This window comes from Vibrio sp. 2433-A1, assembly GCF_056726085.1.
Genome location: NZ_JBRESC010000001.1, coordinates 325,730 through 343,181, shown reverse-complemented (window position 1 = coordinate 343,181; position 17,452 = coordinate 325,730). Strand labels below are relative to the sequence as shown.

Annotated in this window: 20 protein-coding genes; 7 read left to right on the top strand and 13 right to left on the bottom strand. The window is 44.5% G+C overall.

What is annotated here, in order from left to right:
* Nucleotides 1-125 precede the first annotated feature (125 nt).
* Nucleotides 126-1,373: a DUF2066 domain-containing protein gene (locus tag ACU01J_RS01525; protein ID WP_481084117.1), complete on the top strand. Its 1,248-nt coding sequence runs from the start codon at nucleotides 126-128 to the stop codon at nucleotides 1,371-1,373.
* Between the two features lie 93 nt (nucleotides 1,374-1,466).
* On the opposite strand, the gene ACU01J_RS01520 is transcribed toward ACU01J_RS01525, so the two are convergent.
* Genes ACU01J_RS01520 through bepA form a run of 4 tightly spaced genes read right to left on the bottom strand, consistent with a single transcriptional unit; the run spans nucleotide 1,467 to nucleotide 4,286 of the window.
* On the bottom strand, nucleotides 1,467-1,892 hold the full coding sequence (locus ACU01J_RS01520; RefSeq protein ID WP_481084260.1) for a DUF2069 domain-containing protein: 426 nt from the start codon (nucleotides 1,890-1,892) through the stop codon (nucleotides 1,467-1,469).
* 11 nt (nucleotides 1,893-1,903) lie between these two features.
* On the bottom strand, nucleotides 1,904-2,473 hold the full coding sequence (gene wrbA, locus ACU01J_RS01515; RefSeq protein WP_481084116.1) for an NAD(P)H:quinone oxidoreductase: 570 nt from the start codon (nucleotides 2,471-2,473) through the stop codon (nucleotides 1,904-1,906).
* Complete coding sequence (arsC, locus tag ACU01J_RS01510) at nucleotides 2,470-2,814, bottom strand: arsenate reductase (glutaredoxin) (RefSeq protein WP_481084115.1); 345 nt, start codon at nucleotides 2,812-2,814, stop codon at nucleotides 2,470-2,472. The genes wrbA and arsC overlap by 4 nt, the downstream gene beginning before the upstream one ends.
* 17 nt (nucleotides 2,815-2,831) lie before the next feature.
* A complete protein-coding gene (bepA, locus tag ACU01J_RS01505; protein ID WP_481084259.1) occupies nucleotides 2,832-4,286 on the bottom strand; it encodes a beta-barrel assembly-enhancing protease in 1,455 nt (484 codons plus the stop codon).
* A 220-nt stretch (nucleotides 4,287-4,506) separates the two neighbouring features.
* Between bepA and ACU01J_RS01500 the strand changes: the two genes are divergently transcribed.
* From ACU01J_RS01500 to ACU01J_RS01490, 3 genes are all read left to right on the top strand, one after another.
* A complete protein-coding gene (locus ACU01J_RS01500) occupies nucleotides 4,507-4,734 on the top strand; it encodes a sulfurtransferase TusA family protein (RefSeq protein WP_481084114.1) in 228 nt (75 codons plus the stop codon).
* A complete protein-coding gene (locus tag ACU01J_RS01495) occupies nucleotides 4,735-5,799 on the top strand; it encodes an AI-2E family transporter (RefSeq protein ID WP_481084113.1) in 1,065 nt (354 codons plus the stop codon). It abuts the gene before it with no gap.
* A gap of 207 nt (nucleotides 5,800-6,006) precedes the next feature.
* Nucleotides 6,007-7,878: a methyl-accepting chemotaxis protein gene (locus tag ACU01J_RS01490; protein WP_481084112.1), complete on the top strand. Its 1,872-nt coding sequence runs from the start codon at nucleotides 6,007-6,009 to the stop codon at nucleotides 7,876-7,878.
* Nucleotides 7,879-7,955: 77 nt separating this feature from the next.
* Here the strand turns inward: ACU01J_RS01490 and bcp are convergent, their stop codons facing one another.
* A complete protein-coding gene (gene bcp / locus ACU01J_RS01485; RefSeq protein ID WP_481084111.1) occupies nucleotides 7,956-8,426 on the bottom strand; it encodes a thioredoxin-dependent thiol peroxidase in 471 nt (156 codons plus the stop codon).
* A 12-nt stretch (nucleotides 8,427-8,438) separates the two neighbouring features.
* Nucleotides 8,439-8,981: a glycine cleavage system transcriptional repressor gene (locus ACU01J_RS01480; RefSeq protein ID WP_481084110.1), complete on the bottom strand. Its 543-nt coding sequence runs from the start codon at nucleotides 8,979-8,981 to the stop codon at nucleotides 8,439-8,441.
* A 298-nt stretch (nucleotides 8,982-9,279) separates the two neighbouring features.
* Between ACU01J_RS01480 and dapA the strand changes: the two genes are divergently transcribed.
* A complete protein-coding gene (dapA, locus tag ACU01J_RS01475) occupies nucleotides 9,280-10,158 on the top strand; it encodes a 4-hydroxy-tetrahydrodipicolinate synthase (RefSeq protein WP_134835135.1) in 879 nt (292 codons plus the stop codon).
* Nucleotides 10,159-10,214: 56 nt separating this feature from the next.
* Nucleotides 10,215-11,234 carry an outer membrane protein assembly factor BamC gene (gene bamC, locus ACU01J_RS01470; protein WP_481084109.1) on the top strand — a complete coding sequence of 340 codons (1,020 nt, stop codon included), beginning with the start codon at nucleotides 10,215-10,217 and terminating at the stop codon, nucleotides 11,232-11,234.
* Between the two features lie 83 nt (nucleotides 11,235-11,317).
* Here bamC and ACU01J_RS01465 read toward each other — a convergent pair whose 3' ends face one another.
* On the bottom strand, nucleotides 11,318-12,643 hold the full coding sequence (locus ACU01J_RS01465) for a Na+/H+ antiporter family protein (protein ID WP_481084108.1): 1,326 nt from the start codon (nucleotides 12,641-12,643) through the stop codon (nucleotides 11,318-11,320).
* A gap of 28 nt (nucleotides 12,644-12,671) precedes the next feature.
* Nucleotides 12,672-13,331 (bottom strand): ribonuclease T, encoded by a 660-nt coding sequence (gene rnt / locus ACU01J_RS01460; protein ID WP_481084107.1) that lies wholly within the window; start codon nucleotides 13,329-13,331, stop codon nucleotides 12,672-12,674.
* Between the two features lie 197 nt (nucleotides 13,332-13,528).
* On the opposite strand from rnt, the gene motY reads away from it, so the two are divergent.
* Nucleotides 13,529-14,410 (top strand): flagellar protein MotY, encoded by an 882-nt coding sequence (gene motY / locus ACU01J_RS01455; protein ID WP_481084106.1) that lies wholly within the window; start codon nucleotides 13,529-13,531, stop codon nucleotides 14,408-14,410.
* A gap of 51 nt (nucleotides 14,411-14,461) precedes the next feature.
* On the opposite strand, the gene ACU01J_RS01450 is transcribed toward motY, so the two are convergent.
* The 5 genes from ACU01J_RS01450 to rsxG all read right to left on the bottom strand — a co-directional run bounded on the left by ACU01J_RS01450 (nucleotide 14,462) and on the right by rsxG (nucleotide 17,450).
* Entirely contained in the window at nucleotides 14,462-14,899 is a 438-nt protein-coding gene (locus ACU01J_RS01450) for a DUF2753 domain-containing protein (RefSeq protein WP_481084105.1), read from the bottom strand.
* Nucleotides 14,900-15,017: 118 nt separating this feature from the next.
* Nucleotides 15,018-15,434: a lactoylglutathione lyase gene (gene gloA, locus ACU01J_RS01445; RefSeq protein WP_053440322.1), complete on the bottom strand. Its 417-nt coding sequence runs from the start codon at nucleotides 15,432-15,434 to the stop codon at nucleotides 15,018-15,020.
* A gap of 11 nt (nucleotides 15,435-15,445) precedes the next feature.
* The gene (nth, locus tag ACU01J_RS01440) at nucleotides 15,446-16,087 is read right to left on the bottom strand and encodes an endonuclease III (protein WP_481084104.1); all 642 of its coding nucleotides are present in this window, start codon (nucleotides 16,085-16,087) and stop codon (nucleotides 15,446-15,448) included.
* A 42-nt stretch (nucleotides 16,088-16,129) separates the two neighbouring features.
* On the bottom strand, nucleotides 16,130-16,822 hold the full coding sequence (locus ACU01J_RS01435; RefSeq protein WP_481084103.1) for an electron transport complex subunit E: 693 nt from the start codon (nucleotides 16,820-16,822) through the stop codon (nucleotides 16,130-16,132).
* The gene (gene rsxG, locus ACU01J_RS01430; protein ID WP_481084102.1) at nucleotides 16,815-17,450 is read right to left on the bottom strand and encodes an electron transport complex subunit RsxG; all 636 of its coding nucleotides are present in this window, start codon (nucleotides 17,448-17,450) and stop codon (nucleotides 16,815-16,817) included. Before rsxG ends, ACU01J_RS01435 begins: the two co-directional genes overlap by 8 nt.
* Between the last annotated feature and the right edge of the window lie 2 nt (nucleotides 17,451-17,452).

Below are 17,452 nucleotides of genomic sequence, written 5' to 3'. Positions count from 1 at the left end.
ATGGCTCAATGAGTTGTCGTGGGAGGGCTAGATTTTTGAAGCGACAGTAGTCCTTTAGTTGCCCCGTTAGCGATAGTTGCTTATCATCAGTCTTTAATGAGTAGTAAATCGATGTTAGGAAAAGTATGCGCCATTTAGCTTTGTTGGTTTTAGGGCTGGTTACATTACCTGCTATGGCTTTGACCAATGTAGATTTGTACCGTTCAGAAGTTGTGCTTGATCAAGAGGCTAAAAATGCCGATTCAGATGCACGAATCGAAGGTATGAAAGAAGTGATTGTTCGAGCTTCAGGTGACCGTGATGCAGTAGCTAATGAAGTGGTCAAAAAAGCGTTAAGACAAAACAGTCAGTACCTGAGCCAGATCAGTTATGGCCAGTTGAATGGAGAGCAAACGTTGCGAATGGGCTTTAGTGCACAGCATATTCGTTCTCTTCTGAGCCAAGCTCAGTTACCAGTTTGGCCTGCTTCTCGTGCAAACATTCTTGTTTGGTTGGTTGAAGAAAAAACGGACCGAAATATTATCTGGGAACATTCATCTTCGGCAGTGCTTGAACAGCTTAAAAGACAGGCTGATAAGCGCGGGCTTCCGTTGACTGTGCCAGTGGGCGATTTTGATGATATTACCGGCGTTGCGGTTTCCGATCTATGGGGTGGTTTCATCCAACCAGTAGGCGCTGCAAGTCAGCGTTACCCTGTTGATGCGGTACTGGTAGTAAAAGCGCAAGGTAATTCACTGCGTTGGACGCTTTACGATCAAAAACCAGCGACGATTGGCGTGACTCGTCAAGCACCGTTATCGGGTTCAAACAATGGCGAAGATGCTGCGATTAAGATGGTCAACCAACTCAGTGACTACTACGCCAAGAAAACTGCAGTTGTTGTTGCCAATGAATCATCTGAGGCTATCAAGGTTCGCTTTACCGAATTGAGTGACGCGGTTAGTTTCTTCACTTTAGAGAATAAGCTCAAGAAACTGAGCTCAGTTGCTTCTCTCGATATTCTTAAGATTCAAGGCAACGAGGTGACCTTTAACGTACACTTGCTCTCTTCAACTGAAGAATTTAAGCAAGAAGTGTTGTTACGTGCAGGCCCAATTAAGCAGCTTGAAAGTGTTATTGAAACGCCGTTAGTTGCTATTACCGAGCCTTCACTTGAAGTAACACCAGAAGCAGCTCAAGGTGAACTCGAATCAAATATGTCGTCAACAGATTCGACGACGTCGTTAGAGTCAGTAAATACTCCAACAGCACCATTAGTTCCAGCTGAACAAATCTTAGTTTATGAATGGCAAGGTAAACCGTATGTGTATGTCGCGCCTAAGATTGAAGGAGAGATTGTGATTGATCCTGATTCGGCAGAAAGTGATAAGTGATGTGGAGTTCGCTGTTCAAGAAGAAAACTCTGTAGAATAAATGTTGATTTAAAGAAATAGGGTCTGGAATACCAGACCCTATTTTTGTATTTGTTACTCAGACTCAAATCGTGCTTTTTCTTCTTTTTCTACTTTCGACAGGCGCTTAAGTTTCATACCTAACTCTTTACCTCTTGCTCGGGCATAAAGAATGTTGCCAAAGAAGGTGATGGTTGTCAGTAGTATTTCAACCACTGCCAGCCAGCGTTCACCGTCATCAACCCATAAAATGGTGAAACCATGCAAGAAATAAAGCATAAGAACAAAGTTCGCCCATGCATGAGTATATGGCTTACCAACTAAAATACCGGGTAGGGGTAGAAGTAGAGGCACTGCCCATGCGATGGCTAGCGTCGTACTGCTGATATGTGGGTGCGGAGAAAGCGATAGTTGCCAAAGAGCTATCCAAGCAAGCAGTGCTAGGTTGCCAAACAAGGCTAACAGGCGGTATAGCTTTGTGGTGGGGTGCATCTCGTGCATCTCGTGCATATCTATCTTTCCTTCATTTTTAATGCAGCGTTTGCTAAGCGTTTACCAAGTTGTTGGGCAAGCACTATTTCATCGTCAGTAAGCTTACCGCCTGATGAACTGACCGCACTTGCACCGTAAGGTGTTCCGCCACTTTGTGTTGAGTGAAGTTTTGGCTCCGAGTAGGGAATACCAAGAATCATCATGCCGTGATGCAATAGAGGCTGCATCATGGTATGTAAGGTTGTTTCTTGGCCACCGTGTAAACTGGATGAGGAGGTAAACACACATGCTGGCTTATCGATTAAGTCACCGGATATCCACAGCGGTGTTGTTTTGTCCCAAAAGTGTTTTAGTGGAGCTGCCATGTTACCAAACCAAGTTGGGCTGCCTAACGCTAAACCATCACATTGCTTGAGTTCTTCTAGACTAATGACGGGGTCTTGGGCGTTGGATTCTCCCTCTAGTTCGTCAACTGTGCGCAGTAGAGCCTCACATTGAGTGATGGACTCCACGCCTCTAGCTATCTGTCTAGCAACAGATTGTGTAGCACCGTGACGGCTGTAATAGAGGATGACGATTTGGCACATCATAGAATGTCGAGAACTTGCTCCGGCGGACGGCCGTGTTTCGCTTTACCGTTAGCAACCACGATAGGGCGCTCGATCAGTTTTGGATTTTCGCTCATCGCTTTAAATAGCGTTTCGTCATCGGCCGTTTTTAGCTCAAGATCTTTGTAGATATCTTCTTTAGTGCGCATCATATCGCGAACGTCATTAAGCTCAAGTTGGGTCATGAGCTCTTTTAGCTGTTCCACACTTGGTGCAGTTTCTAAGTATTTGATGATTTCTGGTTGAATACCTTTCTCTTCAAGCAGTGCAAGTGTTTGACGGCTTTTTGAACAGCGAGGGTTGTGATAAATCACGACTGGCATAGTAATTTCTCCATTTATTATTGTAAGGCTAAGAAGCGATCGCGCTGAACCATTAATTGATCAATGCGGGCATCGTATCTTGCTTGTTTTAAGCTTCCCAGCTCAGCCAGTTGGCTTGCTTGGGTATAGTATTGAATCGCTTTGTTCCAGTTAGCTTTTAATGCGAGAATTTCGGCACGAGCAGCCAAATCTTCATCACTTTTACCTAAGTGGATATTTGCTTCTGAAAGCAAGTGCCAGCCATTCACATCTTTCGGATTGTCGTGAGTGTATCGCTGGAGCACTTTGACAGCCTCTTCATTTTTCTCTTGTTTGAGTAAAGAATTGGCGTAGTTAATCGTGATGACTGCATTGTTGGGCGCTGACTTCAATGCTTGTTTAAGCAAATTTTCTGCTTTATCCGCTTGTTTTTGTGCGATGTAGAGATCGGACATAGCGTCTAAATAAAACAGATTGTTAGGATCTTGCTTGATAAGGTCATTTAAAATCACAGCAGCTTGATCAAGCTGGTTATCATCTAGATGAACCAGTGCTTTACCATACTCAAAAGCAACTTTTAGATTTGGCGCAACTTTCTTTTGCGTTCGCTTAAACCAGTCTTGCGCGGCTTTGCTATCTATGCCTGCATAGCGAGCGACAATACGTGCACGAGCTAAATGGTAATTCAGCGAAGGATCGACTCTTCGCGCTGGGTAATTTTGTGCTCGAGCACGACTGTCGGTAATACGGTCTTCAGGTAATGGGTGAGTCAGCAGCATCGGCGGCGGCTTACTTGCGTAGCGATATTCATCAGCAAGGCGGCCAAAGAATCGAGGCATAGCATTGACGTCAAACCCAGCTTTCGCCAACGTATTAATGCCAAAGCGGTCAGCTTCTTTCTCGTTACTACGAGTGTAGTTAATTCGCCCTTGCATGCTACCCGCTGTAGTTGCGGTGATCGCTGCCATTCCTGCTTCCGGTGAGGCAATCGCAAGTAACAGTGCACCAGCAAGAGCGGCCATAGTTGCTGGAGAGCGTCTTGCTTGCTCCTCCATGCTTCGTGCTAAGTGTCTTTGAGTTACGTGCGCGATTTCGTGCGCGATGACTGAAGCTAACTCACTTTCGCTTTGTGCGTGAAGAAACAAACCAGAATGCAATGCAACATAGCCTCCAAAGAAGGCAAATGCGTTAATGTTTCTATCGCGGATCATAAAGAAGGTGAACGGGGTTTTTACATCCGATGCGTTGACAACCAATCGATGCCCTAAGTTATCAATATACTCATTCAGTACCGGGTCGTTCACGATCGGCTGACTCGCACGAATCATGCGCATATACGCATCACCATACTGAATCTCTTGGTCAATGGTGAGTGTGCTACTTGCAGTCGTACCGATATCTGGCAAATCTAAACTGTTTGCGAGTGATGGGGCAGGTGTGCTTAAAGCCGCTGCGACACATAGGCAGACTAATGAACGCGTACGTTTAAACATATATGAAAGATGATACTCCATTAATTCTTCACCTAGGGTTAGAACTATACTAACAAGGTGGGCATACGCTTGGACAGCGTAGAGTCAAGATGGTTTCCAGTCCCAGCTTTGAATTCAGTCGTCAGGTCAGAGTAGTGACATTACACAGACTATTTACACTGACGCATGCAAAAAAACACTATACAATATCTAGCCGTAATAATATGCATCGGGCGAAAGAATGAAACCTAATATTTTGGATTTACGCCAAGAGCGTTGTCCTATGGCGCTTTTACTTGCTAAGCGTCACACAAAAGGATTGACCGTTGGTGAGCAAACTCAAATCTTAGTGTCCGATTCTAACTCAATGCAAGATATTACCCGATTTATTCATAACCACTTGTTTAGCCTGACTTGTGAAGAGATGAATGGCTATTACCGTATGCAAGTGATTAAGGAACCTAGTTGAATGTTTGAAATGGTGAGTCGTTGGTATAAACGACGTTTTTCTGATCCGCATGCAGTGAGCCTAGTCGCGATCTTGCTGTTTGGTTTCATTACGATTTATTTCTTTGGCAATTTGATTGCACCACTATTGGTTGCCATTGTACTGGCCTATTTGCTTGAGTGGCCGGTAGTTCAGCTTTCTCGTATGGGGATTCCCCGTACCCTTGCTGTAATTTTGGTCATCCTTGGCTTTATCAGTTTGATGATCGTTGCCATTTTCGGTTTAGTTCCGACCATTTGGCAACAGGTTGGTAATCTGATCAACGATATCCCATCAATGTATGTTGGCTTGCAAGGTTTCATCTCTGAGTTGCCTCATCGCTACCCAGAATTAGAAAACTTCCAGATAGTCGAGTCTTTGGTCACCAACGCTAAGAACCAAGTGATTGGTATGGGTGAAACCGTGGTGAAAGGTTCACTTGCTTCCTTAGTTAGTCTCGCAACACTGGGCGTTTACTTAATTTTGGTGCCGCTATTAGTGTTTTTCTTGCTTAAAGATAAAGAAGAGATGATTGAAATGGCGAGTGGCATGCTGCCACGTAACCGTCGTCTTGCTAACAAAGTTTGGCACGAGATGAACGAGCAAATCTCTAACTACATTCGCGGTAAAGTGATGGAGATCTTGATCGTTGGCGGCGTGAGTTACGTTACCTTCGCTATTCTTGACCTTCGTTATGCGGTGCTACTTGCGGTAGCGGTTGGCTTTTCTGTTCTCATTCCATACATTGGGGCAGCTGCCGTGACAGTGCCAGTGGCTATTGTCGGCTTATTCCAATGGGGCCTGACTCCTCAGTTTTATTGGTTACTGATTGCTTACGGCATTATCCAAGCGTTGGATGGTAATGTACTAGTACCAGTGCTGTTCTCTGAAGCAGTAAACCTTCACCCTGTGGCGATTATTGTTGCGGTATTGGTGTTTGGTGGGCTTTGGGGGTTCTGGGGAGTATTCTTCGCTATCCCGTTGGCGACCTTAGTTAAAGCAGTGTGGAATGCTCTGCCTAGCCATGAAGAAGAATTAAGTACATAGTAGGCTAGGTGATATACAGATAATTGCATAAAAAGCCCCAAGGCAACTGCTTTGGGGCTTTTTATTTGTGGTCCAGTTGGCATTTCTTACTCCTTTGGAATTTACTTATGTAGGAATTTGTAAGAAATTTCTTAAGTAAACGTTACGTCAGACGATAACTATACTAATAACAATAATAACGAGCTTGCCGAACAATAAAGGAATACTATGAAATTCAGTCAAAAAATAGTTGCCGCTTCTTCAGCATTACTTCTGGTTACCGTGACGTTGTTGTCTATTCAGCAGCTACGTACCGTTAAACAGGAAGTCGAATTGCTGGTAGATACCAGTCTGACAGAGATGGTGAAAGGGGTTAAAAATACTGTCGTTTCTGAGATGGAAAGTAAAAAATCGTTGGCTCAGTCCACCACTGAGGTGATTGAAATTGATCCGCAAAATCGACAGCTAGTAAAAGAGATTCTAGAGAAACCAGAAGTCAAAAGCAGTTTCCTAGCCGTAGGCTTTGGTTATGAGGCGGATGGTTTTGTTGTTGAAAATGATGATGGTTGGGAAGCTGGCCCTGATTACGACCCTCGTGTTCGTCCTTGGTACAAAGATGCTAAGTCGCAAGGTCGTCTTGTTATAACTGACCCTTATGTGGATGTCTCTTCGAAGAAGGTTATTATTTCGATCGGTACTCCAGTGAAAGAAAACGGCCAATTTGTTGCTGGTATGTTCTATGACATGGAGTTGGGCGGTCTTGCTGATCTAGTGAATAGTGTTAACCTTCTTGATGCAGGTTACCTATTTATTGTTACCGCCGATGGTACCACTATTGCTCACCCAGATGCGGCCAACAATGGTGAGAATCTAAACAAATACTTACCAAGTGCTAAAGTACAAGAAGTTGCTCAACACTTTGAGTATGACGGCAAGAACCTAATGGTTCGCTTTACTAAAGTACCATCAGAGAATTGGTATGTGGGTGCGGTGGTTGATGAAGATATCGCCTTTGCCACGATTGCAAAGATGCGTAACAGTTCAATTGTCTATGTTTTGATCGGTGTTGTACTGAGTATCATTATACTAAGTTTCTTAATTAAAGCTCTGATGCGCCCACTTGCGACCCTGAATGATGCGATCAAAGACGTCGCTTCGGGCCAAGGTGATCTGACTAAACGTTTAGATACCAACACGGATAAAGAGTTTGCCGAGCTTGCGGAAGGCTTTAATACCTTTACTCAAACATTACAGACGCAAATTCAGCAATCAAAAGCGATCGGTGTTGAAATCCTACGTGGTACTGAAATGACCGTTCAAGGTGCGCAGCACTCGGCGAGTGCAATGCGTAGTCAGCTTGAAGAACTTGAGCAGCTCGCGACAGCGATGAACGAAATGGCAGTCACTGCGACAGAAGTTGCCAATAATGCACAAGGTGCCGCGGGTGCAGCAAAAGAAGCGGACGATGCAACCCAAGATGGCTCGTCAGTGGTAAGTGATACAACAGCGTCGATTGATATGCTTTCAGCGCGTATTGATCAGGCGGTGGAAGAAGTTCAAGGTCTAGAGTCAGCAACGGCAAATATCGAAACCATCTTGAAGGTTATCAATGATATTGCAGACCAAACCAACCTGTTGGCGCTCAATGCAGCAATTGAAGCAGCACGTGCGGGGGAGTCAGGTCGTGGCTTTGCGGTAGTAGCAGATGAAGTCAGAACACTTGCTCAGCGTACTCAAGAGTCGACAACAGAAATCCGTAGCATGATTGAGCAGCTTCAAGCGGGGGCAAGCTCAGTGTCTGCGGCGATGAATGAAAGCAAGAATACTGCGGTCGATGCGGTTGAAAAAGCGCAAGCGGCTGATGGTGCGCTACAGAGAATCCGTGAGGCTATTCAGCGTATCAGTGATATGAACATGCAGATTGCTTCTGCGGCAGAAGAGCAAAGCTTAGTGGCAGAAGAGATAAACAGTAATACGGTTAAGATCAAAGATCTGTCGACTCAAGTCGCTGATTCAGCAGAAGAAGCTAACATGGCAATGCAAGTTCAGACTGAAAATGTGCGTGAACAAGATGCAATTTTGAATAAGTTCATCGTATAAACTTACTGGATACGGCAAATAAAAACGCCAGCGATATCGCTGGCGTTTTTTATGTTTAGAGTTACTTATCCTAAGAACTACTTATTTTCGTTTAAGTAATCAAGGACTACCTCATGGTGAGTTTTGGTTTTGAACTTATTGAAGACGTGTTCAATCACGCCTTCTTCATTGATTAGGAAGCTGATGCGGTGCAGACCGTCATAGATCTTACCCATAAATTTCTTCTCGCCCCATACGCCAAATTGATCGGCTACAGCATGGTCTTCATCTGACAGTAGTGTGAAGTTTAGGTTGTCACGTTCAATGAACTTACCAAGACGTTTTACTGGGTCGATGCTGACGCCTAATACAACAACGTTGTGAGCGTCCAATTCTGCCTTAGTGTCACGAAGACCTTGCGCTTGTACCGTACAGCCTGGAGTCATCGCTTTAGGGTAGAAGTAAAACAGAACCTTTTTACCTTTAAAGTCGTTTAGAGAAACTGTTTCGCCATTTTGGTCGAGAAGAGAGAACGCTGGAGCTGGAGCGCCTGCGGTAAGCGTGTTCATGGAGATTCCTTTTTATTGACTGTTTTTTATAAAGTTTAGAGAGCCTTGAACTGACAATTGCTGACAAAGATTGTCAAATTCTTCTTGCAGCTGCATTAAATTGCACTCAGAGTCGACAGTAGCGGTGATCGCAATGTGGAACTGATTTGTCTCTGTGTTAATTTTGTCTTTGTCGATAGTTTGGGCACTGAGCGATGACAGGCCTATGTTCTTTTGCGCAAAGAAGTGGGTGAACTTTTCCGTTAACCCAGGCTTGTCTTCAGATTCGACAAAAACTTCTAATGTGTAGGCATTGTCCAAGTGCGCATGAGTTGATGTACGCTTCATGATGGTAATGAGATCATGTTCTTGGCCAAGTAGTGGCAAGGTGGTTTCCACGCGAGTCACGGCTGCGTTATTGCCAGAAAGCAGCATGATGAGAGTGAATTCGTTGCCAAATAGGGCAATACGACTATCAACAATATTGCATCCGGATTGAGTGACTAAATGTACAACTTGGTTGCACACTCCTGGGCGATCCGTTCCTACGGCAGTAATCACTAAATGTTGAGTCATAACTTCACTTATCAATGTTCCAATTATTAATCAGATAGCTTAGCACATTAGGCCGCTATAGAAATGCACCTCAAACGTATTTTATGAGTGTGTTAGAGTGTAAATTAGACTGCTGTGAGCGACCATGCGTATTCCTTGCTAGGAACTGACAATAGCGGAATTTAAAGGAGTAAGTTGCCAAAGTTCTAACATCTGATAAATATTCACTCAAATAGGTGATTTAAGCGGGTCTCAGTGCTTGTCTTTTTCAATCGCCTTACAGTACCATGCGATTAGTATCTAAATTAGGGAGAAAGACATGTTTTCAGGAAGTATTGTAGCGTTAATTACACCGTTTAATAATGATGGCGAAGTTGATTACGTAAGCCTGAAGAAACTGGTGGAATACCATGTTGCAGCAAAAAGCGATGGCATCGTTGCAGTAGGTACCACTGGTGAATCGGCGACGCTGACTATTGAAGAGCATGTCAAGGTTGTGACTAAAGTGGTTGAGTTTGCTGAAGGACGCATTCCAGTAATTGCGGGCACAGGTGCAAATGCAACACATGAGTCAGTCACTTTCAGTCGTCTACTCAATAACTCAGGCATTGTAGGCTGCCTAAGTGTGACACCTTACTACAACAAGCCAACTCAAGAAGGTTTGTTCCAACACTATAAAGCGATCGCTGAAGAAAGCGATGTCCCACAGATCCTGTATAATGTACCGGGCCGTACGGCGGTAGACCTGTTACCAGAGACTGTGGCGCGTTTAGCCGAGATTGAAAACATCGTTGCATTGAAAGATGCGACGGGTGATTTAAGTAGAATTGCAATTCATCGTGAACTTTGTGGCGAAGATTTTATCTTACTAAGTGGCGATGATTCATCTGGCCTTGAATTTGTTAAACAAGGTGGTCACGGTGTTATCTCAGTAACGAACAACATTGCTGCTGAAGACATGGCAAAAATGTTCAGATTAGCGAAAGAAGGTAAGTTTGAAGAAGCGGAAATTATCAACCAACGTTTGATGCCGCTACACAAGAACCTATTCGTTGAATCTAGCCCAATTCCAGTAAAATGGGCAGCACATAAAATGGGCCTAATTGAGCATGGCGATTTACGTTTGCCGCTGACTGAGTTGTCAGAGAAAGCTCGCCCGATTGTTGCTCAAGCAATGACAGAAGCTTGCATTTACTAAATTAAAGATGGATTGCCGGAGTTTAATGCTCCGGCATATAGGTATCAGGAGTTTCAATGAAATTGTCACACCAGCTAGTCGTCAGTTCACTAGCTGTTTTTGTTTTAAGTGCATGTTCAGGTAGTGCGACTCAGCGTCGTCAGGCTAAAGATGACTTTGAATACTTAAATACGCCACCGCTACAAGAGTGGACATTGGCTGATGGTGCGAAACGTCAGTTCTACATCGACTACAATATCCCTCAGGGAGACTTTACTGGTGGTATTGGCCGTGAAGTTGATATTAGACCACCGCAACAAGTATTAGAGCTTATTCCTGGTGCACGTGCGGAAAGACAACAGGGCGAAACTACGCTTTGGCTGCTGCGTGAAGACGAAGTGGACAAGGTGTGGCAGACAGCGTTAACCATGCTGGAAGAGCGCCAAATTGGTATTCGTGAGCAAACGGCAACACGTATTGAGACCGACTGGGTGACTTGGACGTCAGAAGATGAAGATGGCGAACTTGGAGCTCGTTACGCGATTGAACGTGTTGCGGCTGGTGGACGCCATGGCTTTAAGATTTCATTGATTGATTGGCGTGAAGCAGGCAAAGATATGCCTGTGACAGCAACCAATAAAGAGCGCTACAACGCTCTGATGACTAACTTAGTAACCGCGCGCTATGACTTAGATCTTCGTGAAGAAGCGGCGCGTAAAGCGCAAGAACTTGTGAAGAAGATTCCGGTGACTATGGGTACGGACCGTAGTGGTTTCCCGGTTATTATCGCTCGCACACCATATAACGTATTGTGGCAGCGTCTACCTAAACTGCTTCCTGAGATGGGCTTTACCTTAGAAGAGCGTAACCAATCTCAAGGTCACGTTAAAGCGAAGTACGCTTCTCCGGATGATGAGTTCTGGAATGAGATTGGTGTTAAGCCGATTGCACTTAAATCAGGGACCTACACTTTCCTATTTGGTGATCTTGGCAACCGAACTTCAATCAACGTCACTGACTCAACGGGTAAACCGGTTGAAGAGCAGTTACTGCAAGATATGGCGCCTGTTCTAGCTGCCGTTGTTGAAAAACAATAGAAGTCACGACAAATTGTAGGTAATAAAAAAGCTGACATCATGTCAGCTTTTTTTACGCCTTAATTATCAGTGACTGATTTAGGCTATAAAACCATTGCGGCAATCCAACCAAACACAATCAGTGGGATATTGTAGTGGATAAAGGTAGGTACTACGGTTTCCCAGATATGTTCGTGCTGGCCGTCGGCGTTTAGACCTGATGTCGGGCCTAACGTTGAGTCTGACGCTGGTGAACCGGCATCACCAAGCGCTGCTGCAGTACCTACTAGAGCAATTGTTGCCATTGGAGAGAAGCCAAACGCTGCTGCCAGTGGAACGTAAATTGTTGCTAGGATTGGAATCGTAGAGAACGATGAGCCAATACCCATAGTCACTAGCAGACCAACAACCAGCATCAATAGTGCTGCTAGTGGTTTATTGTCACCAATGCTTGTTGATAGCGCTGCAACCAAAGACTCAACACCACCAGTTTGCTTCATTACTGCGGCGAAACCTGCTGCTGCGATCATGATAAAACCGATCATCGCCATCATGTGTACGCCTTTAGTAAACACATCGTGGGTCTCTTTCCAAGCAATCACGCCACCAAAGGTGAAAACCATAAAGCCAGCTAGACCACCAATGATCATTGAACCTGTCATTAGCTGAACACTTAGAGCGGCAACGATACCGACAGCAGCAACAAGAATGTTCTTCGGTTGGATCTCTTTTGTATCAGTATCAACACGAGTTAGCTCAGACTCTTTATACTGACGCGGTTTACGGTAGCTAAAGAAAATCGCTGTGATAAGACCAAAGACCATACCCGCAGCAGGCAACAGCATAGCGACAGGTACTTGGCTTGCAACAACGTTTTCTAAACCGTTATCATGCAAGTTTTTCAATAGAATGTTGTTTAGGAAGATACCGCCGAAACCAATAGGAAGAACCATATATGGAGTCACAAGGCCAAACGTTAGTAGACATGCAATCATGCGACGGTCTAGATTTAGCTTTGCAAATACGCCCAGTAGAGGTGGAATCAAAATTGGGATAAAGGCGATGTGAACAGGAATCACGTTCTGAGAAGACATCGTGACAAGAACAAGCGCTACCAGCACCGCGTATTTAAGACCTGTAGACGCCGAAGCATTCTCTTGGCCATGGATACGTTTGATTACACTGTTCGCCAATAGGTCAGTAATACCAGAGCGAGAGATCGCGACCGCAAAGGTCCCTAACATTGCGTAGCTAAGGGCGATAGTTGCACCGCCACCTAAACCACTTTCAAAAGCAGCAACTGCTTGATTAAGTTCCATACCTGAAACCAGACCACCTACAATCGCACTGAATGTCAAAGCAACAACGACATTCACACGCATCAGCGCCAAGGCAAGCATGATACATACAGAAATAACAACAGGGTTCATAATTTACTCGTGTGTTGTGTTTACGTTTTTAGTTTTTATCTTCGGTTTCAGCTTCAACGACAGGCCAACCGCCAAGGGCTTTCCATTTGTTGACGATACCGCAGAAGAGTTCTGCCGTTTTTTGAGTGTCATATAGGGCAGAGTGGGCTTCTTTATTATCAAATTCCATCCCGGCTGTTTTACACGCTTTAGCCAACACAGTTTGGCCGTAAGCCAAGCCACTTAGTGTAGCAGTATCAAACGTTGCGAAGGGATGAAAAGGGACACGTTTAAGCTTGCAGCGCTCGCTCGCTTCCATCACAAAGCTGTGGTCGAAGGTGGCATTGTGGGCAACCATGATGGCACGGCTACAGTCTGCAGCTTTTTGTTCTTTGCGGACGAGTTTGTAGATCTCTTTGAGGGCTTCCGCTTCTGTCACAGCACCGCGAAGAGGGCTAAACGGGTCGCGAATGCCATTAAACTCTAACGCTTCTTTTTCAAGGTTGGCACCTTCAAAAGGTTCGACATGAAAATGAATGGTTGAAGCAGGTGCTAAGTCGCCGTTTTCATCCATTTTTAACGTAACGGCGCAGATTTCCAAAAGCGCATCCGTTTTGGCGTTGAAACCCGCAGTTTCCACGTCAATAACAACCGGAAAGTAGCCACGAAATCGTTTTTTTAGCGTCAATGCTTCGTTTTCTATAGTCATGTGTACTTCATATAATGTGACAGGGCTGGCATTATTGCAGATTCTAGGCGGAAGAAAAACCGTAAATGCTGATTGAAAAAGAAACAGTGGTGATTTGTATTATACAAATATTCTGGCTAGGTTTTTGCATTAATCTGATAGATGATTTTCTAGCGGCAAGTTAAGTTCCGCCAGCCCTAATAAGAGAAGAAGTTTGTATGAAGAAGTTGTTTGCAACCGGTATCGCTATGTCTTTGATAACGTTAGCACCTTCGGTGTTCGCGTTTGAAAAGCATTACGTTGCAACACCTCAACAGTCGACATGGCAAATGGTTGCCAATACGCCATTAGAGTGTCGCCTAGTTCATCCAATTCCTAATTATGGCGAAGCGGTGTTCTCATCTCACGCGAGCAAAAAAATTAATCTTGACCTTGAATTGAAGATGAAACGACCAATGGGTCAGACACGTGATGTGAGCCTAATTTCTATGCCACCAGCATGGCGACCTGGTGATAGTGCTGACCGCATTACGAACATTCGTTTCTTTCAACAATTCGATGGCTATGTGGGTGGCCAAACTGCTTGGAATGTTCTCGGTGAGTTAGAGAAAGGACGTTACCCGACTTTTAGTTATCAAGAGTGGCGTAGTCGAGATCAACGTGTTGAAGTCGCGCTGTCCTCGGTATTATTCCAACGTTCATACAATGTTTTTAGTGACTGTATCGCCAACTTACTGCCATACAGTTTTGAAGATATTGCCTTTACTATTCTTCACTATGATCGAACCAGCGTTGAACTTAACAAGCAATCGCAAAAGCGCTTGGCTCAAATTGCCGAGTATATAAAGTATAACCAAGATATTGATCTGGTTTTGGTTTCAACCTATACCGATGCTGAAGACAGCAAGAGCGCTAGCCAAAATTTATCTGAGCGCCGAGCAGATGTGCTACAAAATTACTTCAAGTCATTAGGCTTGCCAGAAGATCGCATTCGTGTTCAAGGGTACGGGAAGCGCCGACCTATCGATGATAACGCGTCACCGATCGGTAAAGACAGAAACCGACGTGTGGTGATTTCTTTAGGTAGAACACAGGTATAAAACACAAAGGCCACAGAGAGTGGCCTTTTTTGATTGTATTAGAGCTAGAGTTTAGCTTAGACGGAATTTGGCAATGAGATTGCAGTTTGTAGCGGCATCGATATCCTGCACCAATTGAGCAATCTTCGGGTTCGGGTGGCGTTTCATAAACTCTACAAGGGCTTTTTTACAACATCCCATTGAATCGATAAAAGCATCACAATCGGTATTCGGGCATTGCGGTACCAAGGTCAGCACTTTTTCTGAGGCTAGCTGCAGATATTTAAGCTCGTACTTAATATCACCGATATTGCGCCAAAACATCGCCATATTGTGGCATGAGATCACTGAAATCATCAGTCGGTCTTCGACATCAACGTCAGTTTCATCACCGATACGCTCACTTAATGTGAGGGCCTGTTGGTAGTGAAGAATGCTGCGTAAGTGGTCATTTTCCTTTAATGCCACATCAGCGAGTAAAGTATGCTTCTCCCATTCTGCAATAGCCATTGTTGTACTCTCCTAACTCCGAATAGGTAGAGGTTAAATGATAATTATTATCGAGTAAAGTTAAAAAAATGGAACAGCGAAGTGCTGTCCCATTTTTAATAACTTTGCTGGCTATGACTTAGCCTTCTAAACCTGCTGAAGCTTGTTTGTTTTGAATTAATTCAATCATATAGCCGTCAGGGTCTTTTACGAAAGCGATGTGGGTTGAACCGCCTTTTACCGGGCCTGGTTCACGAGTTACGTTACCACCCGCGGCTTTAATTGCATCGCACGTAGTGTAAATGTCGTCGACACCAATAGCGATATGACCAAACGCAGAACCAAGGTCGTACTCAGTAGTGCCCCAGTTATACGTCAGCTCAATGACTGCACCTTGAGATTCATCACCGAAGCCAAGAAAAGCCAAAGTATATTCATATTCTTTGTTTTCGTTGGTACGCAGTAGCTGCATACCCATTACATCAGTGTAAAATTGGATTGATTTATCTAGGTCACCAACACGTAGCATGGTGTGAAGAATACGTCCGTTTGACATTGTCTGTTCTCCTAATCTTCTGGGTAAACTTTTTCTTTGAATTCACATAGGTCTTCGATGATGCAGCTACCACAGCGTGGCTTTCGCGCGACACAGGTGTAACGCCCATGAAGAATCAACCAGTGATGAACATCCAACTTGAACTCTTTAGGCACGACTTTGAGAAGCTTCTCTTCTACTTGGTCGACATTCTTACCCATTGCCAGCTTGGTTCGATTGGAAACACGGTAGATATGGGTATCCACGGCGATGGTTGGCCAGCCAAACGCGGTGTTAAGCACTACGTTTGCTGTTTTTCGACCAACACCAGGTAGGGCTTCTAACGCTTCGCGATCTTCTGGAACTTCACCGTTGTGCTTATCAAGTATGATCCTACACGTTTTGATGACGTTCTCAGCTTTTGAGTTAAATAGGCCGATAGTCTTGATGTACTCTTTTACACCATCCACACCCAAATCAAATAGTCCTTTTGGCGTATTCGCGACCGGATAGAGTTTATCAGTTGCTTTGTTCACACTTACGTCGGTTGCCTGAGCCGAGAGCAGTACCGCAATCAAAAGTTCAAATGGGGTACTCCAGTTGAGTTCTGTTTGCGGGTTGGGATTGTTCTCTCTAAGACGCTCTAGGATTAATCTTCGTTTGTCTTTGTTCATGTTGAGGCTGCTTTCCAGTGCTTATGTTCTTCAATATAATTATTATTGGTTAGTCACTCTTGCTCGTTCAATCGCTTGTTTTTCTGGTTTTGGCTGACGAGCGGCAATCTGTTTATCGATAACATTCTTAAATGCAATAAGCAGTCCCACACCAATAAAGGCACCCGGAGGGAGCAGTGCTAGTAAGAAACTATTATCGAATTGGAATACTTCAATACGCAGTGATGTTGCCCATTCGCCGAGCAGTAAATCAGCGCCGTCGAATAGGGTGCCATTACCAATGATTTCGCGCATTGCGCCAAGTATGACTAACACGCTCGTCATACCCAATCCCATCCAAAAACCATCTTGAGCGGAAGGTAGGACATCATTCTTCGAAGCGAACGCTTCAGCACGACCAATGATGATACAGTTGGTTACGATCAACGGAATAAAGATACCTAGCGATAGGTATAGACCGTAAGCGTAGGCGTTCATCAATAGCTGTACACAAGTAACCAGCGCGGCAATGATCATGACGAATACTGGGATGCGCACTTCTTTCGGCACGTAATCACGTACTAGGGAAACCGTGACATTTGAACCGACCAATACCAGTAGCGTAGCAATGCCGAGGCCCAACGCGTTAGTGACGGTTGAAGAAACCGCCAGCAGTGGACATAGACCCAGTAGCTGAACAAGTGCGGGGTTGTTATCCCACATGCCATTTTTAATCAGTGTTTTATGATCACTCATTATTGCCTCCACAATTTAGTGGCTGAGACTGAATCTGGTCACGATTGCTGTTAACGAAATCTACAGTGTTCTTGACCGCTTTCACTACCGCGCGTGGTGTAATGGTTGCGCCAGTAAACTGATCAAATTGGCCACCATCTTTGCGCACTTTCCAATCAGCTTGATTGTTGTTAGTCACTTGTTTATCGGTAAAGCCAAGAATCCAGTCAGAGATACGTAGGTCTATCTTATCACCCAGACCAGGAGTTTCTTGGTGGCTTAAGATGCGAGTGCCGGAAATCGTGCCATCTTGCTCAATGCCCACAATAATTTTAATTGCGCCGTTATAGCCATCAGGTGCAATTGCTTCAATCGCCATGGCTGACGGTTCACCGTTGAGTGTCGCCATGTAGACAGGCATTGCTTGGTCAGTACCTAGTTTAGGATCGCTGACTAAGGTGCACGCTTGATAAAGATCGTTGTCGTGCGAGTCGTGGGGAATGACTTGGTTTAATACTGAAAGAAGCTGTTTTTGCTCCTGTAGATGAATACGATCTTTTGTTAAATAGTTGGTCAGTGCAACAACCCCGGTTGATGCACAGGCAAAAATCGCTAAAACAGCACCATTTTTTTTAATTGCATTTAACATGA